Origin of the sequence: Pseudonocardia oceanicola, assembly GCF_047200735.1 — a bacterium.
Lineage (GTDB): Bacteria > Actinomycetota > Actinomycetes > Mycobacteriales > Pseudonocardiaceae > Pseudonocardia.
Genome location: NZ_JBJZON010000014.1, coordinates 71,452 through 94,918, shown reverse-complemented (window position 1 = coordinate 94,918; position 23,467 = coordinate 71,452). Strand labels below are relative to the sequence as shown.

The following is a 23,467-nucleotide window of genomic DNA, read 5'->3' as shown; positions in this document are numbered from 1 at the left end:
CCGTACTCTGCGCGGTGATGACGAGCGGCACGACCGGGGACGCCGGCGCGGCCGGACCCGGCCCGGGTCGGCCGGCTGCGGAGCCCGGGACACGCCCGCGGCCGCGGGAGCGGCGGGCACGGATCGCGGTCGCCGCGGTGTTCCTCACCAACGGCGCGGTGTTCGCGAACCTGCTGCCCCGCTACCCGGAGATCAAGGCCTCGCTCGAGCTGAGCAACGCGCAGCTGGGCGCGGCGGTCGCCGCCTTCCCGTTCGGCGCCCTGCTCGCCGGGCTCACGGCGTCGGCGCTGGTCCGGCGGTTCCGCTCGTCCCGCGTCGCGAGCTTCGGCATGGTCGTGGTGGCCGTCGGCATCCTGCTCGCCGGGCTCGTCCCGAACTGGGGGCTGCTGGCCGGGGCGCTGTTCGTGGCCGGGGCCGCCGACGCGGTGGTCGACGTCGGGCAGAACGCCCATGCCCTCAGGGTCCAGCGCCGTTACGGCCGCTCGATCCTCAACTCCTTCCACGCCACCTGGAGCGCCGGCTCGGTGCTCGGCGGCCTGACGGGGTCCGCGGCCGCCGGGCTCGCGCTTCCGCTCGGCCTGCACCTGGGCGTCTCCGCCGCGCTCTTCGTGGCGGTCGCGCTGGTCGCGTACCGGTTCCTGCTGCCCGGCCCGGAGGACTCCGAGCGCGAGCCCGCGGCATCTCCGGCGCGCGTGCGGTCCCGGGCCGGGGTCCGCGCGCTGCCGGTCCTGCTCCTCCTCGGCGTGATCGCCTCGGCCGGCGCGCTGGTCGAGGACTCGGGCGCCTCCTGGGCGGCGATCTACCTGTCCGGCAGCCTCGGCGCGGCCGCGGCGGTCGCGGGCCTCGGTTTCGTGGCGCTGCAGGCGCTGGAGTTCCTGGGCCGCGTGGTCGGTGACCGGCTGGTCGACCGGTTCGGGCAGTGGGCGGTCGCCCGCGCGGGCGCGGCGCTCGTGGTCGTCGCGATGGGCCTCGCACTGGCGTTCCCGACGGTCCCCGGCACGATCGTCGGGTTCGGGCTGGCCGGGCTCGGCGTCGCGACGCTGATCCCCGCCGCCCTGCACGCCGCCGACGAGCTGCCGGGCCTGCCCGCCGGGGCCGGCCTGACCGTCGTCAGCTGGCTGCTGCGGATCGGTTTCCTGGTGTCGCCGCCGGTCGTGGGCCTGGTGGCCGACGCGACCTCGCTGCGCGCCGGCCTGCTCGTCGTCCCCCTCGCCGGGCTGGTGATCATCGCGGCGGTGCCGTGTCGAGGCGGAGCGCGAGGGTGGGGCACGCGGCCACCGCGGCGCGGGCGAGCGGGAGCGTGCCCTCGTCGACGGGTCCGCTGGTCCGGCCGTGGTCGAGCAGGGGATAGCCCCACTCGTCGAGTCTGATGTGTTCGGGCAGCAGATCGGCGCACAGGCCGTGCCCGGCGCAGGCGATCGGGCGCACCCGTAGGCGTTGCGCCGGACGCTCCCGCCCCATCAGCGCACCGGCTGCCGGGGCAGGGCCCGGTCGGGCGGGTGGGGCAGGGGGAAGAGGGACGCCTCGGCGGCGGCGGGGCAGGGCCGGCCGGCCAGGTGATGGTGCAGGTCGCGGGCGAAGAGCCGCAGGGCGCTGCGGACGAGACGGACCGCGCCGTCCGGGTGGGCGCAGGCTCCGCGGCCGGCGACGAGGTCGAGCCGGCGGATCAGCCGCCCGTGAGCGGCGGACGCGTCCGGGTGGCTGCAGGCGAGCGCGGCGAGGTCGTCGGCCAGCGCGGGCAGGCCGAAGGTGCAGGGCCCGCACTGGCCGGCGGACTCGCCCGCGAGGTAGCGGAGCAGGTGCGCGGTCTGGGTCGGCCCGCAGGCACGCGTGGGCTGGGCGAGCAGGACGGGCACGCCCAGGGTCGCTCCCGCCGCCCGCAGGGGCTCGGGGGCCAGGGGGACGTCGAGGACGTCGAGGCCTGCCCACGTCCCGCCGTAGCCGCCGCAGAGCAGCGCCTGCACGGGTTCGGCCGGGCCACCGGCCAGGTCCAGCACCGTCCGCACCGTGGTCCCGGCCGGCACCTCGACGACGCCGCGTCGACACAGCGCGCCACCGGTGGTGACCAGGAGGGTGCCGGGCAGCTCCGGGCAGCCGACCGCCCGGAACCAGTCGGCGCCGTGGCGGGCGATCAGGGCGAGATGGGCCAGCGTCTCGACGTTGTCGACCAGGGTCGGTGCCCCGCCGACGCCCCGCTCGGCGATCCGCGGCGGGACCGACAGGGGCAGGGCCGGCCCACCGGACAGGTGCTGCACGAGGGCCGACGCCTCGCTCGCGACGTAGCGGGCCGGCACCTCCACGACGTGCACGGCGACCGGATCACGCCGGGCGGCGACCTGCGCGCGCAACCACCGGGCCCCCGGTGACCCGGCGTGCACGCACAGGTACGCCGTGCCCGCCCCGATCGCCCGGGCGGCCAGCACGATCCCGTCGAGGACCAGGTGCGGCGAGCAGTGCAGCAGGGCGGCGTCCTTGTGCGACGCGGGTTCGCCCTCGCAGCCGTTGGCGACCACGACCGGGCGGCGCCGGCCGCGCCGGCCGGATCCGGCGACGACGGCGCACATCTTGGCCGCGGTCGGGAAGCCGGCCCCGCCGCGCCCACGCAGGCCCGCCGCGTCGACCAGCGCGATCAGCTCCTCCGCCGCGGGATGCGGCAGCGGCCCGTGCCGCCGCAGGTGGGCGGGCAGGTCGTCGGGCCGGCCGTCGGCGTACCAGGGGGCGAGCAACCGGACCTCCTGCTGCGCCGGGATGTCGAACGGGTCCGTCGTGGCGTCCGTGTGCGGGGTGCACCTCATGCGGTCCACCTCGTCGTCATGGAGGTGGTCGTCGGGGAGGTGGTCGTCGCGGAGGTGGTCGTCGCGGAGGTGGTCGTCGCGGAGGTGGTCGTCGCGGAGGTGGAGGCCGAACCGGGAGGCGAGGTGGGGGCCGAGGTCCAGATCCGGACCCGCCACACCAGCCCGGCCACCACGAGCGCGACGCACCCCAGGGTCACCGCCAGGACCCAGCCGGTGGTGGAGTCGGCGCCGCCGATGCCGAGGCCGTGGACCACGGCGAGCGACCAGCAGGCGTAGGCGGTGAGGTGCACGAGGCGCCAGGTCCGCAGTCCGAGCCGGGCCCGGAGCAGGCTCGTGACGATCAGGGCGGCGAGCAGGTCCAGCGCGACCGTGCCGAGCCCGAGCCAGAACGGCTCGTACCCGGCGCCGAACGGGACGACGACGTCGAGCCAGGCGATGTCGACGTAGCCGTCGAGCACCGCGGTGAGCACGTGCGTGCCCACGAACGCGACGGCGAGGAGAGCGAGGTTGCGGTGCAGCCGGGCCAGCGCGAACCGGGGCCAGCGGTCCGTCGCGGCGCGGCCGACCCCGGAGATCCCCAGCAGCAGGGTCACGGTGAGCAGGACGAGCGAGACGAGCCCGGCCCCGCGGCTGGCGTACCAGGTCCACATCAGCGGGCACCCTCCTCGGTGGGCCAGCCGGCCACGGTGTGCACCCCGCCGTCGGTCCCGACGAACCGGGCCGGGAGACCCGCGGCCGCCAGCTCGTCGGGTGCCGCCGACCCGAGCACCAGTGCGGCCGTGGCCGCGAGGTTCGCGTCCGCGCAGGAGCCGGCGGCCACGGTGACCGTGCGCCAGGGACCGGCGACCGGCAGGCCGGTGCGCGGGTCCACGAGGTGATGGCACTCCAGGCCGCCGCGCCGCCAGCGGCGCCGCGCGGTGCCCGAGGTCGCGAGCCCGCCGGACGCGATCGTCACGATCGGGCCGGGGCCGACGACGGTGTGGTCGTCGGTCACCCGCACGCGCCACCCCTCCTCCGGCGGCGGGCCCGCGACGGCCACGTCCCCGCCCAGGCCGACCAGGACGCCGCAGCCGACGCGGGCGGCGATCCGGATCGCGGCGAGATCGGCGGCCGTCGCCTTCGCGGTGGATCCGAGGTCGAGGCGCACGCCGCGGGGCACCAGCACCGTCCGCCGCGCGGGATCCCAGCCGAGCCGCCACCAGCCGGGTGCCGGGACCGGGACGGCCGGTTCGTCGGAGTCGGCGACCTCGGCGAGGTCCCGGTCGTAGCCGAGGGCCTCGAGGCAGACGCCCACGGTGGGGTCGACCAGTCCCCCGGTCGTCTCGGCGGCCCGCAGCGCCGCGCGGAGGTGCACGGCGAGGGTCTCCCCCACCTCGACCGCGGTGCCCGGGGTGCGTTCGAGCCGGCGGACCTCGGAGTCGGGCCGGAAGCGGGAGCAGGCCCGGTCGAGCTCCGCCAGGTCCTCGCGCAGCAGCTCGACGGCCGCGTGCAGCGCCGCCCGGTCGGTCACCACCACGGTCGCGGTGGTCCCGATCGCGGGGAACGATTCGGCGGCCGGCGGCACGACGACCACGGTGCCGGTCACGACGCGCCCGAGCCGACGTGGGCGTGCCGGCCGGAAGTCGGCCGGGGAGCCGTCGCAGGCGGCTGCAGGCCGCTCCCGCCGGTGCCCACCGAACCGCTGCCCGTCGACCGGGCACCGGAGGTCCCGCCCGGGCCGAGGTGGTGTCGGACCGGTGGCGCGGTCGACGGCGCCCCCGCGGTGGTCGGCGCGGACCCGGGCACGGGCGCCGCCGTCGTCGCGGGCTGCGGCGCGGGTGCGGGGTCCTCGCTGTCGGCCGACGCAGGCGACCGGGCGAACACGAGCGCCGCGACGGCGGTGGCGGCGACGCCGCCGACCGCGGCCCAGCCCGTGGTCCGGGACGCCCGCCGCAGACCGCGGTCGCGGGCGTCGAGGCGGGAGCGCCGGAGATCGTCCATGTCCCCAGCCAACCGCGGCCGTCTTGGAGGTTCCTGGGAGCGGGCGCCGGGAGGGGCCGGAGGTCCCCCGCGGGCCGCGCGCTCCCGGCGCGATGATGGGGGGGTGACGACCGATCCCTTCGCCGACGCCGAGGCGACGGATTCCCCCGCGGCCCGCCCGCGGCTGCTCCTGGTGGAGGACGAGGCCGAGCTCGCGCGGATGCTCGCGGGGCTGCTGGCCGAGGAGGGCTACGCGGTCGACGTCGCACCCGACGGGCACAGCGGCCTGCACCACGGCCTGACCCGCGGCTACGACGTCCTCGTCCTCGATCGCGGGCTCCCGGCCGTCGAGGGCCTCGACCTGCTGACCCGGCTGCGGCGCAGCGGGGTCACGACCCCGGTGCTGGTGCTCTCCGCGCTCGGCAACCCGGCGGACCGGGTCGCGGGGCTCGACGCCGGCGCCGAGGACTACCTCGCCAAGCCCTTCGACATCGACGAGCTCCTCGCCCGCCTGCGGGCGCTGCGGCGGCGGCACCTGGACACCGCCCGCCAGTTGCCGGTCGGCGACGCCCGGCTCGACCTCGACGCCCGCGAGGTGCTCACCGCCGCCGGAACGGTGGCCCTGTCGCCACGGGAGTGCGACCTGCTGGCCACCCTCGCCGCCCGCCCCCGCCAGGTCTTCGCCCGCGACGCCCTGCTCGCCCTGGCGTTCCCCGAGGCGGAGAACCCGGTCGTGGTGGACACCTATGTCCACTACCTGCGGCGCAAGCTCGGCCGCCGCGTGGTCGACACGGTCCGCGGGCGCGGCTACCGCCTCGGCACGTGCTCGCCGTGACCGTGCCGGGGCGCGGCCGGCCGCCGGTCCGGGGTCGGGGTTCCGGCGCCGGCCGTCCGCCCGGTGAGGCCGTGCTGGTCCGCCGCGCCGCGGTCCGGTTGGGTGCGCAGGCCGCCGCGCTGGCCGCCGCGCTGGTCGTGCTGCTCACCACCGTGGCGGTCGTCGTCCTCGTCGAGGCGCAGAGATCGCAGGTCACCGCGCAGCTCGACAGCGCGATCGCCCACGCCGACGACGTCCAGGACCCGCCCGCGGGCGTCGTCCTCGTCCTGCAGACACCGGACGGACGGATCACGCAGACCCCGGGTCTGCCCCCCGGCGTGGCGGACCGGACAGCCCTCGCGGAGGCCGCGGCCGGCGGGCACCCACCGGCCGTCGAGCGCGACGTGGCCCACACGCAGTACGAGATCTCGACCGTCCGCCGCCCCGACGGCAGCACCGTGCAGGCGATCCTCGACCTGACCGCCAACCACGCCGAACGGAACCGACTGGTGCTCGTGATGCTGGTCACCGGCGTCGTCGGGCTGGTCGCCGCGGGTGCGGTCGGCACGTGGCTCGGCCACCGCGCGCTGGCGCCGCTGTCGGCGGCGCTGACGGTGCAGCGCCGGTTCGTCGCCGACGCCGGCCACGAGCTCCGCACCCCGCTCACCCTGCTCGGCACCCGGGCCCAGCTGCTGCGCCGGCGCCTGCGCCGCGACCCGGACACCGATCCCCGGCTGCTGGCCGAGACGGAGGGCGTCGTCACCGACGCCGGCCGCCTCACGGCGATCCTCGAGGACCTCCTGCTCGCCGCCGACCCGCTCGCCGAACGCCCGCGCGAGCCCGTCGAGCTGGTCGCCCTGTGCCGGGACGTGCTCGACGCCGCGGCCGCCGCCGCCGCGGCACACCAGGTGGAGCTGCAGCTCACCGCGTCCCGTCCCGTGCGGACCGAGGGCTCCGCACCGGCACTGCACCGCGCGGTGACCGCGCTGGTCGACAACGCCCTGCGGCACGCCCGCCGGCGGGCGTCGGTCACGGTCACCACCGGCGACCCGCACTCCGCGGGCGAGGCCGTCGTCGAGGTGCACGACGACGGCGAGGGCGTGGACCCCGCCCTGGCGCCGCGGCTGTTCGACCGGTTCACCACGTCCGCCCGGCGCACCGAGCCCGGACGCCGCCGCTACGGCCTCGGGCTCGCGCTCGTGGCCGAGATCGCCGCGGCCCATCACGGACGGGTGGAGCTGGTCCGGGCCGGCGAGGGGGCGACGTTCCGCCTCACCCTGCCCGCCGCCGGCGGGGCCGGAACCGACCAGGAGCCGCAGGCGGCCGGAACTCCAAGGAACCTCTGAGGAACCGCCGCGACGATCGGGCCCGACCACGTCCCTGCTGTGGAAGGCAGACCGGTGCCCACGTTCCTGTCCGGACTCCCGCTGCATCCGCTCGTCGTGCACGCCGTCGTCGTCCTCGTCCCCCTGGCGGTGATCGGTGCGGTCCTCGTCGCGGTGTGGCCGGCCGCCCGCCGCCGCTGGGGCTGGCCCGTGGTCGTGGTCACCGCGCTGGCCGCGATCTCGGTGCCACTGGCGACGAGCACCGGCGAGGGCCTCGAGCACAACCTGCCCCGCACCCCCGCGATCGCGGACCACGCCGAGCTCGGCGACCAGCTCCTGGTGTTCGTCGGCCCGCTGCTGGTGGCCGTCCTCGCGCTCGTCCTGGTCGACCACCTGCGCTGCCGCTCGACCGACCGGGAGACGGCCGTGGCCCGCGCGGAGGGTCCCGGGTCCATGGCCGCGCCCCGCATCGCCGAGCGCCCCGCCCGGCTCGCGACCGTGGTGCTCGCCGTGCTGACCGTGGTGCTCGCCGCCGTGTCCGCGGTGCAGGTCGTCCGGATCGGCGACAGCGGCGCCCGCGCGGCGTGGGGCGAGATCCACTACGCGCCGCAGCCCCGGCCCACCGGGGCCGTGGAGGACTGACGCCGACGCGTGCCGCGGCCGACGGCTGCGATGGCGACCGACCCCACGCACGGGGAAGGTGGGCGCATGGGCACGACGTACCGCATCGCACTGATCCCCGGCGACGGCATCGGGCAGGAGGTGGTCCCGCCGGCGACCGCTGTGCTCGACGCCGTGGGCCGCCGGCACGGGATCACCTTCCGCTACGACGAGTTCGACTGGTCCTGCGAGCGCTACGCCCACGAGGGCGCGATGATGCCGGCCGACGGCCTCGACCGCATCCGGTCCCACGACGCGATCCTGCTCGGCGCGGTCGGCTGGCCCGGCGTCCCGGACCACGTGTCGCTGTGGGGGCTGCTGATCCCGATCCGCCGCGCCTTCGCCCAGTACGTCAACCTGCGTCCGATCGCGGTCCTCGAGGGCGTGCCCAGCCCGCTCTCCGGCGCGAAGGCGGGCGAGGTCGACTTCGTGGTCGTGCGGGAGAACGCCGAGGGCGAGTACTCCGAGATCGGCGGCCGGATGAACCGCGGGCTGTCCTCCGAGCTGGCGGTGCAGGAGGCGGTGTTCACCCGCGCCGGGATCTCCCGGATCGCCGACCACGCCTTTGCGCTCGCCGCGAGCCGGCGCCGGCACGTCACCTCGGCGACCAAGTCCAACGGCATCGTCCACACCATGCCGTTCTGGGACGAGGTCGTGGCCGAGCGGGCGGCCGCACACCCCGAGGTCGAGCTGCGCAGCGAGCACATCGACGCGCTGGCGGCCAAGCTCGTGCTGCGCCCGGCCGACTTCGACGTGATCGTGGCCTCGAACCTGTTCGGCGACATCCTCTCCGACCTCGCCGCGGCCGTCGCCGGCTCGATCGGGATCGCGCCCTCGGGCAACCTGAACCCGGAGCGGGAGTTCCCGTCGATGTTCGAGCCCGTGCACGGCTCGGCGCCGGACATCGCCGGCACGGACCTGGCCAACCCGCTGGGCGCCATCTGGTCCGCCTCCATGATGCTCGACCACCTCGGGCACCCGGAGGCGGGCGCGGAGGTGCTCGACGCGGTGCGCGCCCAGCTCGCCGGTGGCTCGGTCCGGACCCGGGACATGGGTGGTACGGCCGGGACCGCCGAGTTCACCCGCGCGCTCCTCGAGCGTCTCTGAGGGGCACCACCGGGAGGGACGCCCGGACCGCCGGTGACCGGCGGGCGGAACCCCTCGCTCCGCCCGCCGTCCCGGTACCGCGCCGCGTGTTCGTGCGTGCCCGTGTCCCGGTGCCCGACCCTCAGCCCTCGTCCGGGGCCGGCCGCACGTTCTGGTTGAGATGGAAGACGTTGTCGGGGTCGTAGCGCCGCTTCACCCGCGCGAGCCGGTCGTAGTTGCCCCGGTAGGCCGCCCGCACGCGGTCCTGGCCCTCCTCCATGAGGAAGTTGACGTAGGCGCCGCCCGCGGAGGTGGGGTGCAGCTCCTCCCAGTAGTCGCGGGTCCATCGGGAGATCGGCTCGGCGTTGGCCGGATCCGGGTCCACACCGACGATCACCCCGGCCCACCCGCCGTCGCGGTAGGCGAACGCGGTCTCGTCGTCGGCCACCCGGGCCGCCGCGCCGTCGATCGGGTAGAGGTGCATCGTCGAGTGTCCGGTGGGCAGGAGAGCCCCGAACTTCTCGTGCACCGCGATGCCGGCGTCGGAGATCTCGTCGAAGAAGTCCGCGCGCCAGTACCACTGCAGGCCGGCCGGGTAGAGACCGTCGAACGCGCTCTGCAGGGCCGTGAACGGCATCGGCGCCACCCCGACCACCAGGGGCGAGCCGAACTCGCGGACCGGGGCCAGCACCTCGTCGGCCCGGTCGTGCGGGCCGGTGTAGCACCAGACGATGCCGCAGGCCTTGCGGCCCCACAGCTCCTCCGGGAAGGGTGGGGCGGGCGGGATGGTGAGCAGCCCGAACCAGCCGCTGAGCTCCTCGGGCAGGGAGGGCACCAGCGCGCGGTACCAGCGCAGCACCTCGGCGGTGTCGGCGATGTCGTAGAGCACCGGGCCGCCGACGACGGTCCCGTGGTCCCCGATCTCGTGGCACCGGAACGTGAACGACGTGACGATCCCGACGTTGCCGCCACCGCCGCGCAGCGCCCAGAACAGGTCGGGGTGCGAGGTGGCGCTCGCGGTCACGGCACGCCCGTCGGCGAGGACGACGTCGGCGGAGAGGATGTTGTCGACGGTGAGGCCGAACCGGCGGGTGAGGTAGCCGATGCCGCCGCCGAGCGCGAGCCCGGCGACCCCGGTCGAGGCGATGAAGCCCGACGGGGTCGCCATGCCGAACGCGACGGTCGCCTGGTCGACGTCGCCCCAGGTGCACCCGGCGTCGACGCGGACGGTACGCCGCTCGGGGTCGGCGTCGGCGGTGCGCATCGCGGAGAGGTCGACGACCAGGGCGCCGTCGCGCACCCCGAGGCCGGCGGCGTGGTGGCCGCCGCTGCGGACGGCGATCTCCAGGTCGTGGGCGCGGGCGAACCGTACGGCGGCGGCGACGTCCGCGGCGTCCCGGCAGCGGGCGATCGCGGCGGGCCGCTGGTCGATCATGGCGTTGTAGACGGCGCGGGCGCCGTCGTACCCCGGATGGTCCGGCAGGATCAGCTCGCCCCGCAGGTCGGCGGCGAGGTCGGCGAACGGCGGACTGGTGGTGCGCGAGGGCGTGGTCGTCACGCTCGCTCCTTCGGTCGGTGCGCCCGACGTGCTCGGGTGCGACGGCCACCGACGCTAGGAACGCGCCGTTCACCCGCCGTTCGGGCGGGCGGCGGGCGTTCCGGGCCGCGGCCGAACGGCGAACGTCCCGCCGGACCCGCTCGACGCGCCGGACGCCGCCTCGGGTTCGGGCCGGGACGCGCCCTCGGACGTCGCCCCGGGCACGTCCCGCGCCGCGAGATCGGCCCGGCACCGGGCCAGCAGCGCCACGCTCCCCTGCCGGGCGGCCAGCCGCGCGGCCTCCCGCAGCCGTTCGGTCCCGCGCTCGGGGTCGTCGTGGGCGGCCCGCCGACGCAGGACCTCGGGTGCCCACCACAGGTCGTCGTGCGCACGTGCCGCGGCGAGGGCCGCGTCGAGGGTCGCCGCGGCCGCGTCGGGCCGCCCGTCCCGCTCGAACCGGTCCGCCAGCAGCGACAGCCAGAACGGCATCCGGGTGTACGCGTCGTGCGCCTCCAGGCTCGCGATGCCGGCCTCGACGAGCTCGGTGCCCGACGCGTCGCCCCGGGACCAGCCGTCGAGCACCCGGGCCCAGTCCTCGTAGTAGGCGAACGAGTAGCGGTCGCACAGCCCGCGCAGCTCGGCGACGACCCGGCTCAGCTCCGCCCGGTCCTCCCGGAGCTGGTGGGTGACGGCCCCGTAGGCCAGCGCCACGGTGAGGACGTACGGGTCGCCGGTCGACCGGGCGAGCGTGATCGCCTCGGCGCTGCTGGCCAGGGCGGCCTCCGGATGCCCCAGCAACCAGTGCGCGTGCGCCGCGAACGCAAGGCCGTGCACGTCCTGGCGCGTCCCGACGCTGAGGGGATGGAACGCCGCGAAGCGCGCGGCCACGGTGAGGTGCTCGAGCGCCTCCGCGGGCCGGCCCAGGCTCAGCGCGGAGCCGCCGTAGGCGAAGTGGGCCAGCCCGCTCAGGGCGGGATCGGGGTCGGGATCTGCCTCGACGAGGGCCAGCACCCGCCCGGCGGTGCGGTGGGCCTCCGCCGTCTCGCCGTGCACGAACAGCGACGACCACAGCCCCACGAGCCCGTTGAGCAGGGAGTCGCGGCGCCCGAGCGCCTCGGCCCGGACGATCGCCCCCTCCAGGGCCTCCCGCAGCCGCGGCGAGGAGTAGCCGTACTGCGCGTTCAGGGGCGCGGCCATCGCCTCGAGCAACTCCAGCTCCCGACGGGTGCGGTCCGGCCCCTCGGGCGAGCGGCGCACGAGCGAGAGGGCCTCCCGCAGCAGCCGCACGGCCTCGCCGTGCGCGAACATGCCGGCGGCGACCTCGGCGGCGCGCCGGTAGTACCCCACGGCCCGCTCGGGGTTCCCGCCCCGGGCGTACTGCTCGGCGAGCTGCGCCGACACCGCCTCGGGGTGGTCGGCGTGCAGGGACTCCAGGGACTGGGCGATCCGGCGGTGCAGCAACCACCGCCGCGGTGGGCTGATCCGGCTGTACGCGGCCTCCAGGAGCAGGTCGTGCGAGAAGTCGTAGCCGTCGCCCGCCTCCCGCAGGATCCGGGCCCGCCAGAGCTCGTCGACGGCCCGGACGACGCCGTCGGCGTCGAGGTCCGCGGCCTCGGTGAGCTGGTCCAGGGTGAAGTCGCGGCCCACCGCCGCCCCCAGCCCGGCGACCTCCGTCGCGGCGGGGCCCATCTGCTCCAGCCGACGGACCAGTACGGCGGTGAGCCGCTCGGCCGGCACCGACGACGCGGCCAGGTCGCCCGACCGGGCGCTCTCGACGATGTACAGCGGGAAACCGCCGGTGGTGTCCTGCAACAGCGCGGCGGTGGCGGGGTCGGGCGCCCTCCCGGTGACCGCCTCGGCGAGGGTGGCGGTGTCGGCGGCGTCGAAGGGCGGGACCGGCACCTCCGTGAGCAGATCACCCGCCCGCACCCGGGTGATCCACTGGGCGAGGCCCGGCTCGTGGTCCTCCGGGTCGTCGCGCATCGTCGCGACGACCAGGATCGGGGCGTCCGCGGTGAGGCTGAGGCAGAAGGTGAGGAAGCCGAGCGTCTCGGGATCGCTCCAGTGCAGGTTGTCGATCGTCAGCAGGACCGGGCGGCCGAGGTGGAGGAGCGCCCGGGTGACTCCCTCGTAGAAGCGGTGCCGCTGCCAGGCGTCGACCATCCCGGGTGGCCCCGGCTCGGCGCGGGCCCGCAACGTGGGGACGAGCCGCTCGACCTCGGTGCGCCAGACCGGGTCCAGCCCCGTGAGCCCGGACCGGATCGCCGGGGTGCGCAGCCAGTCCGCCACCGGGGCCAGCGCGAGCCGCCCGGCCGTGCCGAAGCACCGGGCACCGGCCACCACCGCGCCGCCGCGCCGGACCTGGTCGGCGAGCTCGGTCATCAGCCGGGACTTCCCGACGCCCGCGTCGCCCCGCAGGATCAGCAGGCCGGGGCGCCCGGCGGCGGCGCGGCGCCAGCGTTCCTGCAGGAGGGCCAGCTCGCGCGCCCGGCCGACCAGCCGGGCGCCGGAGCGGGCGGTCCGCGCCGGACCGGGCCCTGCGGTCGCCGGGGCGGGGCCGGGAGCATCCCGCGCCAGCACCCGGTTCAGGGTGGCCCGCGTGGCCGGGTCGGGCGCGACACCCAGTTCCCGTTCGAGGATCGAGGCACAGTGGTGGTAGGTGGTCACCGCACCGGCCCGGTCCCCGGACCCGGCCTGCAACTCCATGAGGCGGCGGTAGCCCGGCTCCTCCAGCGGCCGCAGCTGCACGCGTCGCCGGGCGAGCTCGACGGCCTCCGCCCCGTCCCCGAGGCGTACCCACGCGGCCACCGTCCGGTCGAGCAGGTCCACGCACCGCTGCTCCAGGGCCGACCGCGCCTCCACGGCCCAGTCCTGGTCGACGCCCGGGAGGAACTCGCCGCCGTAGCGGTCCAGGGCGCCGCTCGCCTGCTCGAGAAACGCCGCCAAGTCCCCACGCCGGTCCGCGGCCAGGGCGGCGGCCCGCAGCCTCGCGAACTCCCGGACGTCGACGGGGCAGTCCGGCACGTCCTGCCAGCACAGGTCCCGGGTCGTCACGACGAGCGAGGCGCCGTCGCCGAACAGACCGCGCAGGTGGTGCAGCTCGCGCCGCAGGTTGGTCAGGGCCTGGTCGTCGGCCGAGTCGGGCCAGAACAGCGGCGCGATCCGCTGCCGGGGTTGCGGGGTGCCCGCGTGCACCACGAGGAAGGCGACGAGCAGCAGGCTCCGCGAGGTCCGGAGCCGGACCGTGCCCGCACCGTCCCGCACGACCTGCTCGCCCAACAGCGTGACCTGCAGCATCCCCGCGCCCACCTCCGCGGCGGCCGGCGCGGAGCCGGGCCGCCCCGGGCCAGCGTCCTCGCAGCCGGTACCCGATGACAGGGCCACCCGGCACGCGACCCGTGGACCGATCGGGTGAGCGACGGGTGCGCGCCGGTCAGGCGGCACACCGCCGGGCGGGGACGGGCGCGGCGAACCGGCCGGGGCCGAGCTCCCGGATCCGGACCGCGGCCGGTGCGTCGGCGGCCGGGACGTCGGTGGCGGGGACGTCGGCGGCGGGGACGTCGGCGGCGGGGACGTCGGCGGCGGGGACGTCGGCGGCGGGGACGTCGGCGGCGGGGACGTCGGCGGCCCTCGTCCTCGCGGCCTCGGCGGTCATCGGAACACCTCCGCGGTGAGCAGGGCGAGCGTGAGGGCCCCGAACAGGGCGATCGGCAGGCTGTGGAACCGCCGCCACAGGGCCCAGGCCCCGACCGCGGCCAGGAGGGCCGGCACGGTGTCGGCCGCCGTGATCGCCCCGTGCGGGGCGAGCAGGGCGGGCGCGACGATCGCGCCCAGGACCGCGGGGCCGACGTGCGGCAGCACCCGCGCGAGGGGCGCCGGCGGCTCGGGCCGGGCCACCACCAGGAACGCCGCCCGCATCCCGTAGGTCCCGACGGCGACGGCGACGAGGACCAGGAGCTCATGCATCACCGACTCCCTCCGGACGTGGCTCGGCTGCCCGGCGCCAGGAGTCGGCGGCGACACCGGCGGTGATGCCGGCCGCGGCGCCGACGACCAGACCGAGGCCCAGCGGCAGCGCGGAGACGGCCACGGCGACCGCCCCGCCGGTCACCGCTGCGGCGTACGCGGCCCGTCCGGTGAGCATGGGCAGCAGCAGGAGCAGGAAGGTCAGCGGCGCGGCGAGGTCGACGCGCAGCCACGCCGGGAGCGTCCCGGCGAGCAGCACACCTGCGCCGGTCAGCACCTGCCACGCCACGAACAACGTGGCGCCGACCGTGACGTAGTAGACGAACCGCTCACGCGGTCCCCCGCCGCGGTCGGGCCGGCGGAAGCGCCCGGTCGCCAACCCGTAGACGGGGTCGGCCAGCAGGTACGCGCCGAGCCACCGCCGACGCCGCGGCCACTCCGCCGCGTAAGGGGCGAGCGAGGCGCTGTAGAGCAGCATGCGCGCATTGGTGACGAGCGCGGCGACGACCACGAGAGCGGCCCCGGCCCCGCCGTCGAGCAGGGAGACCGCCACGAGCTGGGCCGCGCCGCCGAACAGCAGCGGCGACGAGGCCCACGCGACCCACGTCGGCAGCCGGGTCGAGGCCAGGGTGGCGCCGAGCGTCAGGCCGAACGGCACGTACGCCACGATCACCGTGGCGGAGTCGGCGAGGGCCCGCCGCAGCGGAGCCGTCCCCGGTCCCGGCGCGGTCGCGCCGGGCTCCGTCCCGGCCGGGCACGTGCTCATGCCGCCACCCGCCAGGTGCCCCACTCCCGCGCGCCGGAGCTCACGGACTCGGCGGCGACGAACGCCTCGGTGGACCACCACTGCCGGAAGCGCTCCTCGCCGACGGCGGCGATCAGCCCGCCGGTCTGCGAGGCCTGGGCGCGCAGGGCGACGATCTTGCGGTCCAGCTCGGCAGGGGTGAGCCGCAGCTCCACGGCCAGCGCGTCGGCCGGGGTGCGCAGGGGCAGCCCCTCGGCGAGGAAGACGTCGAACGCCTCCCGCGCCGGCTCCCACCGCTGCACGAACTCCTCGGTGGTGGTCGCGTACAGCAACCGCGCACGGGGGGCGGCGATCGCGCGGGCCTCGGTGGCCCACGCCGACACCGTCTGGTGGTCCTCGTGGCCGGTCATCCCCTCCGGGCCGAAGGTCACCACGGTGTCCGGGGCGACGGCGTCGACGATCCCGGCGAGGCGCCACACCGCGGCGTCGTGCGGCTGGGCGGCGCAGGTGCCGTCGACGATGTTCAGCAGGTGGTGCTCGGTCACGCCGAGGACGGCGAGCGAGGCGCGCAACTCGTGCGCGCGGACCCGGCCCAGCCGGTCGGGTGGCCAGCGTTCGGGCTCGGGCGTGCCGCGCTCGCCGAGCGTGGCGGTCACGCACACCACCCGGTTGCCGGCGGCCGTGGCCGCGGCCATCAGCCCGGCGGAGAGGAACGCCTCGTCGTCGGGGTGGGCCCAGATGCCGAGCACCGTGCCGAGGTCGGCGGCGTCGGTGATCGCCGGGCTGATCGCCGGGGTGACCGGTGCGGTGCGCGGTGCAGCGGGCCGGAGCGGGGTCGGAGAAGCGGACATCGGGGGCCTCCTGGCGGAGTGCGGGTGCGGACTCGTGATGCGGACGAGCCAACGCTAGGAAGCCGCCGTTCGAACCCCGTTCGGCCGCGGGCCGCCGTTCCTCCCCCGGCACCGAACGCCGAGCGGGCGCGGGGAACGCCACCGTCGCCGGAAACCGCTTGACCTGAACCGCGGTTCAGCGGACAGGCTCCTGGCGTGGCCGCCGTACCGACGAACCCGCCGCCCACCGTCCGCGAGGAGCTCTTCGGTCCCCGCCGCCGGGCGGTGACCGTCGGGATCGTGCTGCTGATCAGTGTCGTCGCGTTCGAGCAGATGGGTGTCGGCACCGCCATGCCCGCCGTGGTCGCCGACCTCGGCACGGTCGCGGACTACGCCTGGCCCTTCGTCGCGTTCCTCGCCACGACCGTCGTCGGGACCGTGCTCGGCGGGCGGTGGTGCGACGCGCGCGGGCCCCGGCTCGTCCTGCTGCTCGCCCCGGCGGTGTTCGGGCTCGGTCTGGTCGTGGCCGGCACGGCCGGCACCCTCGCCCAGCTCCTGGCCGGGCGGCTCCTGCAGGGCCTCGGCGCGGGCGCCCAGGGCGTGGCGGTGTACGTGCTGATCGCGCTGGTCTACTCCGCGCGCGCCCGGCCGGCCGTGTTCGGGTGGGTGTCCTCGGCCTGGGTGGTGCCCTCGCTGGTCGGGCCGCCCGTCGCCGGGCTGGTCACCGAGCACCTGTCCTGGCACTGGGTCTTCCTCGGGTTGCTCCCGCTGGTGGCGCTGGCGGTGCTGCTGGTGTTGCCGGCCGTCCGCGGGCTGGCACCGCCCGCCGGGTCCGCCCCGTCGCGGCGCGGGCTCGTGGTGGCGGCCGTGGCCGCCGCGCTGGGTGTGTCCGCGCTCAGCTGGGCCGGCCAGCACCCGACGTCCGCCGGTGCGGTGCTCGCCGTGGCCGCGCTCGCGGCGCTGGTGCCCGCCCTGCGCCGGCTGGTGCCGGCGGGGACGATCCGGGCGCGGCGCGGGATCGCCGCCGTCGTCGCCGGACGCGGACTGATCTCCGGGGCGTTCTTCACCGTGACCGCCTACCTGCCGCTCGTGCTGACGGCGACGCACGGCTGGTCGCTGTCCGCGGCCGGGCTGCCGCTGATCGTCGGGTCGCTGGGCTGGTCCGCGGCGGCCGCGTGGCAGGGCCGCCGGCCCGAGCTGCCGCGGCCGCGGCTGCTGCGCATCGGGATGCTGATGATCGCCGCGGGGACGGCCGGGCTGCTCGTCGTCGCGCCCGCGTGGGGTGTCGCCTGGGTGGCGCTGCCGCTCTGGCTGGTCGCCGGGGTCGGCATGGGCCTCGGGTTCTCCTCGCTGGCGGCGCTGCTCCTCGCCGGTTCGGCGGGGGCGGACGTCGGCTACCACTCGTCGGCCGCCCAGCTCGCCGACCAGCTCGCCCAGGCCGCCTTCGTCGGGCTCGGCGGCGCGCTGCTCGCCGTCCTGGTCACCCCGGCCGTCGCCCTGCCCGTGCTGCTGGTCGTGCTCGTCGTGCTCGCGCTGGTCGGGGCGGCGATCGCTCCCCGGACCGCGACGCCGGAAGCGCCCGGGTTGTGAGCGCGGTGCCCCGGGTATCGCCGCCCGGTGACGACAGCACGTGAGCGGTTGCGGCGGGCGGCCGCGGACCGGTTCGACTTCGCCGAGCTGCACCCCGACCAGCTCGACGGCATGGAGCACCTCCTCGAGGGTCGCGACGTCCTCGCCGTCCTGCCCACCGGTGCGGGCAAGTCCGCGATCTACCAGGTGCCGGCGGTGCTCCTGGACGGACCGACCGTCGTGGTGTCGCCGCTCATCGCGCTGCAGCACGACCAGCAGCAGGGACTCGCCGAACGCGATGTCCCCGAGGCGGTCACGGTCAACTCCGCGCAGCCGGCCGCGCGCACGACGCGCGCCTGGGAGGCGCTCGACTCGGGCGAGGCCGAGTACCTGTTCCTCGCCCCCGAGCAGCTGGACAAGGACGACGTCGTGGAGCGGCTCGTCGAGGCCGGCGTCAGCCTGTTCGTGGTCGACGAGGCGCACTGCGTGTCGGAGTGGGGGCACGACTTCCGGCCCGACTACCTGCGGGTCGGCGCGGCGATCGAGCGGCTCGGGCACCCGCCGGTGGTGGCCCTGACGGCGACCGCCGCACCCCCGGTCCGGGCGGACGTCGTCGAGCGCCTCGGCCTGCGCGAACCCCGCGAGATCGTGCGGAGCTTCGACCGGCCCGAGCTGCACCTCACCGTGCAGGTCTACGCGGACGACGACCGGCGGCACCGGGAGATCGTCGAGCGGGTCCGGGAGCTGCCGAAGCCCGGCCTGGTCTACGTGGCCACCCGGAAGGAGGCCGAGCGCTACACCGAGGCGCTCGAGACCGCGGCGCCCGAGATCCGTGCCGGGCGCTACCACGCCGGGCTGAACCGCACGCGGCGCGAGCAGGCGCACGACGGCTTCATCGCCGGCGACCTCGACGTCGTCGTCGCCACCTCGGCCTTCGGGATGGGCATCGACAAGCCCGACGTGCGCTTCGTGCTGCACGCCGCCTCGCCCGGATCGCTCGACGCCTACTACCAGCAGATCGGCCGGGCCGGCCGGGACGGCGAGCCCGCCACCGTCGAGCTGCACCACCACCACGACGACCTGCGCCTGCAGCGGTTCCTGGTGGCCCGCCGCCCCAAGCCGGACGCGCTGCGGGCGGTGCTCGCCGCGCTGCAGGAGGGCCCGGCCGGCGGCACGCAGCTCGGCGAGCGCGCCGCGCTGTCGCCGCAGCGGCGGACCAACGCGGTCAACCTGCTCGAGCAGGTCGGCGCGGTGCGGGTCGCCGAGGGCCGGATCTCCCGGGCCGACCTGTCGGCGCGGGAGGCGGTCGAGGCCGCCGTGGAGGCCGCCGAGCGGCACCGCCGGCTCGTCCGCTCCCGCATCGACCTGGTGCGCGAGTACGCCGAGACCCGCGGGTGCCGGCGCCGCTACCTGCTCGGGTACTTCGGCGAGGAGCTCGGCGGCCCGTGCGGGCACTGCGACACCTGCGAGGCGGGATCGGCCGAGGAGCACGTCCCGGCCGACCTCGGCGACGAGCGCGACGGGCTCACGCCCAGCACCCCCGTCCGGCACCCCGAGTGGGGCGACGGCGTGGTGCTCGCCACCGAGGCCGACCGGCTGACGGTGCTGTTCGACGAGCGCGGCTACACCACGCTCTCCCGAGGTGCGGTGGAGGAGAACGACCTGCTCGACGTCCGCGAGGCGTGACTCACCGGTCGAGCAGGTCCCTCACCGCCGCGTCGATGAACTCCGTGTCCACCGGGTTCGCCCCACCGCCCGCGAAGTGCCCCCACACCCCCGGGATCACCCGCAGCTCGGCGTCCCGCATGTGGGACACGGCCCACTCCTCATCCTCGGGCGGGAAGTACAGGTCCTTCTCCGCCGGCATCACGATCGCCTTCGCCCGGATCGAGCCCAGCGCCTCCTCCGTGGAGGAGAACCCCGGCGTCCTCCCGACGTCACCGCGCCACCAGGTGTCGAGCATGGTGAGCAGGTTGTTCGGGTCCCGGTCGTCGAGGAAGAAGCCTTCCCAGAACCCGACCGCGAAGTCCTCCAGGGAGGTGTGCCCCAGCTCGCGCCACACCTCGTTCCAGTAGAAGGCCTGCGAGAAGCCCCAGCCCGCGTAGATCCGGGCGAAGGCCCGCAACCCGCCGACGGGCCAGTCGTCCGGCGGGTACCAGCCGTCGTCGAACCCGACCGACGCGGTCAGCGCGGCGCGCAGCGAGTCCAGGAAGACCTTGTTGTGCGGCGCGGTCCGCGGCGACCCGCAGAAGGGCAGCATGCGCTGCACCATCTCGGGGTGGCTGACCGCCCACTGGTAGGTCTGCCCCGCCCCCATCGACCAGCCCAGCACCAGCCGCAGCGTCTCGATGCCGAAGACCTCGGTGACCAGCCGGTGCTGCGCCGCGACGTTGTCCCGGACGTCGATCCGTGGGAACCGGGCCCGGTCCCACGGCGGCGGGGTGTTCGACGGCGACGACGACAACCCGTTGCCGAGCATGTTCGGCACGATGACGAACCAGCGGCCGGGGTCGAGGGCCATCCCCTCGCCGATCAGCCACTCGTTCTCCCAGTGCCGGCCCGAGTACCAGGTCGGGTAGACGATCGCGTTGCTGCGGTCGGCGTTCAGCTCGCCGTAGGTCTGGTAGGCGATCCGCGCCGGCCGCAGCGTCGCCCCGCACTCCAGGGTGAGGTCCGGGATCTCGTGGACCTCGTAGGCGGCGTCTCGTCCCATCGCCCCGATCGACGCGCCTGCCGCCTCGCTCACGAGCTCACCGCGCAGCTCCCCCGGTCCTTGCGCGTCGGGCCGCTCGCCGACGGCCGCAGGTCGTCGTCGAAGATCGCGGTCGGCAGGTAGAGCGAGCAGCAGGCGTTCGGGATGTCGACGACTCCGGAGACGCGGCCCTCGATCGGCGCCGAGCCGAGCAGCAGGTAGGCCTGGGGGCCGGAGTAGCCGAACTTCTCCAGGTACGTGACGGCGTTGAGGCAGGCGTTGCGGTAGGCCTCGGTGGCGTCGTTGTAGAGCTGGGTGTCGGTCTCGTGCTGCACGCCGATGCCGATGAAGGTGAGGAACTCGGAGTACCGCGGCTCGACGTTGCCCGGCATCAGGATCGGGTTGGTCGTCACGCCGTAGGTCTCCATGCCGCCCTTGATCAGGTCGACGTGGAAGTCGATGAACCCGCCCATCTCGATGGCGCCGCAGAAGGTGATCTCGCCGTCGCCCTGCGAGAAGTGCAGGTCACCGCCGGAGAACAAGGCGCCCGGCACGTGCACCGGGTAGAAGACGCGGCTGCCGCGGGTGAAGTTCTTGATGTCGTGGTTGCCGCCGTTCTCGCGGGCGGGCACGGTGCGGGCGCCGTTGCGGGCGATCTCACGCAGGACGTCACCGGTGGCGCTCCCGCCCAGGGTCGCCTCCTCCAACGGCGGCAGGGCCAGCGGCGGGACGCGGTCCGGGTCGGTGGCGATGAGCGCCCGTTCCCGGGTGTTCCAGCGGTCGAGCAGCTCGTGGCTGGGCGCGGTGCCGAACAGCCCGGGGTGGGTGATGCCGGTGTACCTCACCCCCGGCAGGTGGCGGGAGGTCGCGACCTGGCCGGAGAAGTCCCAGATCGCCTTGTAGGCGTCGGGGAAGTGGTCGGTGAGGAAGCCACCGCCGTTCTGCTTGGCGAAGACGCCGGTGTAGCCCCACCCCTGGCCGGGCGCATCGCCGACCTGCTGCGGCACCGGGCCGAGGTCGAGGATGTCGACGACGAGCAGGTCCCCGGGCTCGGCGCCCTCCACCGCGATCGGTCCGGAGAGCATGTGACAGCGCGTCAGATCGACGTCCCGGACATCGTTCGCCGAGTCGTTGTTGCCGATCTGAGCGTCCGTCCACTCCCGGCACTCGACGCGGATCGACGAGTCGGGAGCGACGGTCACCGCGGGCGGGACGTCCGGGTGCCAGCGATTGTGGCCGGGCACGGCCTGCTCGCGCATGGACTTCGCCTGGTCGACGGAGAAGACGACGTCGGGCATGGCGGAACCTCCTGGTGACGGAGCGGATCGGAGCCGGACGTGCGCGGGGAGGATCAGGGGCGGGGCAGGCGGGCGTGCCGCGGGTCCCGGGTGATCGGGGTCGCCCTGCGGTTGCGGCCGGGCACCGAGGAGACGACGGCGGGTTCGTCGGCGCTGCGTTCGGAGGCGTCGAGGGCGCGGCGTATCCCGGGGTCGCCCGCGCGCAACGCCGGTGACTCGAAGACCCGGCGGGCCGCGGTGCCGCACTCGGGGCAGGTGGCGGGTGCCCCCGCCTCACGCATCGGCCGGATCACCTCGAACCCCCCGCAGTGGGGGCAGCGGAACGCGTAGGTGGGCACGGGCGCCTCCCCGATTTGCTGTCGTATGAAACTATGTCGATTGACAGCAATCAGGTCAAGCGGGCGAGCACGTCGAACTCCAGCCCGTCTGCCCGGGCCAGGTAGACGTCCTGCCGGAGGTGGTTGTGCACCAGCGCGACGTCGCCGCGCGGGCTCTCGTAGGCGATCCCCTCCCCCGCCCCCGACACGGCGTCGACGTCGAGCGAGCGGGCCCGTTCGGCCAGCCGGGCCAGCAGGGTCAGGCCCTCGAAGCAGGACTCGGCGAGCGCGCCCGGCACCGGTGCGCGGGGCCCGAACCGCTCGACGTAGCGCCGCGAGAAGTCCAGGCCCGCCGCCGTCGGGAGGCTCTCGAACCAGGCCGCGGCGGAATACAGCTCCCGCGAGGCACCGCTCGCGAGCAGCATGTTCTCCTCCATCAGCGGGCTGAACCGCACGCACCGGCGGTCCGCGCCGGCGGCGGTGAAGGCCCGGTTGAAGCGCACCGCGTCCGAGCCCACCAGGAACATCAGCACGCCCTGCGCACCGGAGCGCAGCACCCGGGCGAGCGTGTCGGTGAAGTCCTCGGTGCCGAGCGGGACGAAGACCTGGTCGAGGATCCGCACGTCGGGCGTGGTCCGGGCCCAGCTGCGGGCGGCCCGCGCCGACACGCGGGGCCACACGTAGTCGTCGCCGACGACGCACCAGGTCCGCACGCCCAGCTCGGCGGCCATCCAGCGCAGGCCCGGCAGCACCTGCCGGTCCGGGGTCTCGCCGGTGAGGAACACGCCGGGCGTGCGCTCGCCGCCCTCGTAGAGCGGGGCGTAGACGTAGGGCACGCGGCCGCTGACCCGCGGGGCGATCTCCTGCCGCACGGCCGAGATGTGCCAGCCCGACACCGCCTGCACCGCACCCGTCTCGACGAGCGCGCCCACCTCGGCCGCGACCTCGGCCGGGGCGCGACCGCCGTCGACCGGGCGGAGCCGGATCTCCCGGCCGAGCACGCCGCCGGCCGCGTTCAGCTCCGCCGCGGCCAGGGCGCCGCAGCACTCGCAGGCCGGGCCGAAGAGCCCCGCCGGGCCGCTGCGCGGCACCACGAAGGCGACCTCCACGACGTCGCCCAGGACGTCGCCCGGGCCGTCACCCACGCCACCGGGACCGCTCCCGCCCCTGCCGGCCGTGCGCATCGCGGACCTCCCCGGTCGCGTCCGCCGTCGGAGTCCTCTCCGTGCCCCGCCCGTGAGAGTCTTGACCAGAACCGCCTCCCCCGTCACCCCTCCCCGCAGGAGATGGACCCGCCGTGAGCACCGCACCACCGTCGGTCACCGGAACCGGCCTCCTCGACGCGCTCGCGGCCGCGGCGCACCGGGTGGAGCGGCGCATCGAGGCGGCACTCGGTCCGGACGGCCCGGGCCTGGACCGCTGGCGCGTGCTCGACCTGCTCGCGGCGGGCGACGGCCACCCGATGAGCGGGATCGCCGCGGCCGTGCGGGTCCCCGCCCCGACCCTGACCAAGATCATCGACCGGCTCATCGACCAGGGCCTGGTGTACCGGCGGGTCGACGAGACCGATCGCCGCCGGGTGCTGGTGCTGCTGGCCGACCGCGGCCGGGAGCTGCACGCGCGGCTGGCACCGGCCGTGCGGGAGGTCGAGACGGCGCTGCTGCAGGAGCTCGGGCCGGCCGCGGCCGACCTCCGGCAGCACCTCGGCCGGCTGGCGCGCTGACCCGACCACCCGGTGAGGGGCGACGGGTCCGGTACCCGGGGTCGGGGCGGTCGCGTCGAACACCGCCTCCGCCGCGAGCGCCGGCCCCACCGGGTCGGCCTCGGTCAGGGGGGCCGCGGCCGGTCGCGGTCAACAGGTCGCCGCAGAGCAG

Annotated in this window: 22 protein-coding genes and 1 pseudogene; 8 read left to right on the top strand and 15 right to left on the bottom strand. The window is 76.2% G+C overall.

Annotated elements, in window-relative coordinates; genetic code table 11:
• The first annotated feature begins 17 nt into the window (after positions 1-17).
• On the top strand, positions 18-1,370 hold the full coding sequence (locus tag ACL02T_RS20125) for an MFS transporter (RefSeq protein ID WP_412832266.1): 1,353 nt from the start codon (positions 18-20) through the stop codon (positions 1,368-1,370).
• Here ACL02T_RS20125 and ACL02T_RS20120 read toward each other — a convergent pair.
• From ACL02T_RS20120 to ACL02T_RS20100, 5 genes and pseudogenes are all read right to left on the bottom strand, one after another.
• A pseudogene (locus ACL02T_RS20120) lies at positions 1,309-1,461 on the bottom strand (ferredoxin); the annotation flags it as partial. The gene ACL02T_RS20125 and the pseudogene ACL02T_RS20120 sit on opposite strands and share 62 nt — an antisense overlap.
• Positions 1,461-2,795, bottom strand: a complete 1,335-nt coding sequence (locus ACL02T_RS20115) for an NADH-ubiquinone oxidoreductase-F iron-sulfur binding region domain-containing protein (RefSeq protein WP_412832265.1) — start codon at positions 2,793-2,795, stop codon at positions 1,461-1,463. The gene ACL02T_RS20115 and the pseudogene ACL02T_RS20120, both read right to left, overlap by 1 nt.
• The gene (locus tag ACL02T_RS20110) at positions 2,792-3,445 is read right to left on the bottom strand and encodes a ferric reductase-like transmembrane domain-containing protein (RefSeq protein WP_412832264.1); all 654 of its coding nucleotides are present in this window, start codon (positions 3,443-3,445) and stop codon (positions 2,792-2,794) included. The genes ACL02T_RS20115 and ACL02T_RS20110 overlap by 4 nt, the downstream gene beginning before the upstream one ends.
• The gene (locus tag ACL02T_RS20105) at positions 3,445-4,380 is read right to left on the bottom strand and encodes an FAD:protein FMN transferase (protein WP_412832263.1); all 936 of its coding nucleotides are present in this window, start codon (positions 4,378-4,380) and stop codon (positions 3,445-3,447) included. The genes ACL02T_RS20110 and ACL02T_RS20105 overlap by 1 nt, the downstream gene beginning before the upstream one ends.
• Positions 4,377-4,775 (bottom strand): hypothetical protein, encoded by a 399-nt coding sequence (locus ACL02T_RS20100; protein ID WP_412832262.1) that lies wholly within the window; start codon positions 4,773-4,775, stop codon positions 4,377-4,379. Before ACL02T_RS20100 ends, ACL02T_RS20105 begins: the two co-directional genes overlap by 4 nt.
• 103 nt (positions 4,776-4,878) lie before the next feature.
• Here ACL02T_RS20100 and ACL02T_RS20095 point away from each other — a divergent pair, with 103 nt between their 5' ends.
• From ACL02T_RS20095 to ACL02T_RS20080, 4 genes are all read left to right on the top strand, one after another.
• Positions 4,879-5,589, top strand: a complete 711-nt coding sequence (locus ACL02T_RS20095) for a response regulator transcription factor (RefSeq protein ID WP_503129097.1) — start codon at positions 4,879-4,881, stop codon at positions 5,587-5,589.
• A complete protein-coding gene (locus ACL02T_RS20090; RefSeq protein WP_412832261.1) occupies positions 5,577-6,914 on the top strand; it encodes a sensor histidine kinase in 1,338 nt (445 codons plus the stop codon). The genes ACL02T_RS20095 and ACL02T_RS20090 overlap by 13 nt, the downstream gene beginning before the upstream one ends.
• 54 nt (positions 6,915-6,968) lie before the next feature.
• Positions 6,969-7,535: a DUF2231 domain-containing protein gene (locus tag ACL02T_RS20085; protein ID WP_412832260.1), complete on the top strand. Its 567-nt coding sequence runs from the start codon at positions 6,969-6,971 to the stop codon at positions 7,533-7,535.
• Positions 7,536-7,601: 66 nt separating this feature from the next.
• Entirely contained in the window at positions 7,602-8,660 is a 1,059-nt protein-coding gene (locus tag ACL02T_RS20080; protein WP_412832259.1) for a tartrate dehydrogenase, read from the top strand.
• A gap of 121 nt (positions 8,661-8,781) precedes the next feature.
• On the opposite strand, the gene ACL02T_RS20075 is transcribed toward ACL02T_RS20080, so the two are convergent.
• The 6 genes from ACL02T_RS20075 to ACL02T_RS20050 all read right to left on the bottom strand — a co-directional run bounded on the left by ACL02T_RS20075 (position 8,782) and on the right by ACL02T_RS20050 (position 15,738).
• Entirely contained in the window at positions 8,782-10,197 is a 1,416-nt protein-coding gene (locus ACL02T_RS20075; protein ID WP_412832258.1) for an FAD-binding oxidoreductase, read from the bottom strand.
• Positions 10,198-10,266: 69 nt separating this feature from the next.
• A complete protein-coding gene (locus tag ACL02T_RS20070; RefSeq protein WP_412832257.1) occupies positions 10,267-13,473 on the bottom strand; it encodes an ATP-binding protein in 3,207 nt (1,068 codons plus the stop codon).
• A gap of 136 nt (positions 13,474-13,609) precedes the next feature.
• Positions 13,610-13,831 carry a hypothetical protein gene (locus ACL02T_RS20065; RefSeq protein ID WP_412832256.1) on the bottom strand — a complete coding sequence of 74 codons (222 nt, stop codon included), beginning with the start codon at positions 13,829-13,831 and terminating at the stop codon, positions 13,610-13,612.
• Entirely contained in the window at positions 13,828-14,142 is a 315-nt protein-coding gene (locus ACL02T_RS20060; protein ID WP_412832255.1) for an AzlD domain-containing protein, read from the bottom strand. The genes ACL02T_RS20065 and ACL02T_RS20060 overlap by 4 nt, the downstream gene beginning before the upstream one ends.
• Positions 14,135-14,908 (bottom strand): AzlC family ABC transporter permease, encoded by a 774-nt coding sequence (locus ACL02T_RS20055; RefSeq protein WP_412832254.1) that lies wholly within the window; start codon positions 14,906-14,908, stop codon positions 14,135-14,137. Before ACL02T_RS20055 ends, ACL02T_RS20060 begins: the two co-directional genes overlap by 8 nt.
• Positions 14,905-15,738 carry a PIG-L deacetylase family protein gene (locus ACL02T_RS20050; protein WP_412832253.1) on the bottom strand — a complete coding sequence of 278 codons (834 nt, stop codon included), beginning with the start codon at positions 15,736-15,738 and terminating at the stop codon, positions 14,905-14,907. The genes ACL02T_RS20055 and ACL02T_RS20050 overlap by 4 nt, the downstream gene beginning before the upstream one ends.
• 195 nt (positions 15,739-15,933) lie before the next feature.
• On the opposite strand from ACL02T_RS20050, the gene ACL02T_RS20045 reads away from it, so the two are divergent.
• Positions 15,934-17,307 carry an MFS transporter gene (locus ACL02T_RS20045; RefSeq protein ID WP_412832252.1) on the top strand — a complete coding sequence of 458 codons (1,374 nt, stop codon included), beginning with the start codon at positions 15,934-15,936 and terminating at the stop codon, positions 17,305-17,307.
• A gap of 27 nt (positions 17,308-17,334) precedes the next feature.
• Entirely contained in the window at positions 17,335-18,972 is a 1,638-nt protein-coding gene (locus ACL02T_RS20040; RefSeq protein WP_412832251.1) for a RecQ family ATP-dependent DNA helicase, read from the top strand.
• A 1-nt stretch (position 18,973) separates the two neighbouring features.
• Here the strand turns inward: ACL02T_RS20040 and ACL02T_RS20035 are convergent, their stop codons facing one another.
• The 4 genes from ACL02T_RS20035 to ACL02T_RS20020 are packed head-to-tail and all read right to left on the bottom strand — an operon-like array spanning position 18,974 to position 22,738.
• A complete protein-coding gene (locus ACL02T_RS20035; protein WP_412832343.1) occupies positions 18,974-19,999 on the bottom strand; it encodes an alpha/beta fold hydrolase in 1,026 nt (341 codons plus the stop codon).
• Between the two features lie 29 nt (positions 20,000-20,028).
• Complete coding sequence (gene fmdA, locus ACL02T_RS20030; protein ID WP_412832250.1) at positions 20,029-21,276, bottom strand: formamidase; 1,248 nt, start codon at positions 21,274-21,276, stop codon at positions 20,029-20,031.
• Positions 21,277-21,329: 53 nt separating this feature from the next.
• Complete coding sequence (locus ACL02T_RS20025; RefSeq protein ID WP_412832249.1) at positions 21,330-21,614, bottom strand: FmdB family zinc ribbon protein; 285 nt, start codon at positions 21,612-21,614, stop codon at positions 21,330-21,332.
• Positions 21,615-21,664: 50 nt separating this feature from the next.
• Positions 21,665-22,738, bottom strand: a complete 1,074-nt coding sequence (locus tag ACL02T_RS20020) for a substrate-binding domain-containing protein (protein ID WP_412832248.1) — start codon at positions 22,736-22,738, stop codon at positions 21,665-21,667.
• Between the two features lie 152 nt (positions 22,739-22,890).
• Here ACL02T_RS20020 and ACL02T_RS20015 point away from each other — a divergent pair, with 152 nt between their 5' ends.
• The gene (locus ACL02T_RS20015) at positions 22,891-23,316 is read left to right on the top strand and encodes a MarR family winged helix-turn-helix transcriptional regulator (RefSeq protein ID WP_412832247.1); all 426 of its coding nucleotides are present in this window, start codon (positions 22,891-22,893) and stop codon (positions 23,314-23,316) included.
• Positions 23,317-23,467 lie beyond the last annotated feature (151 nt).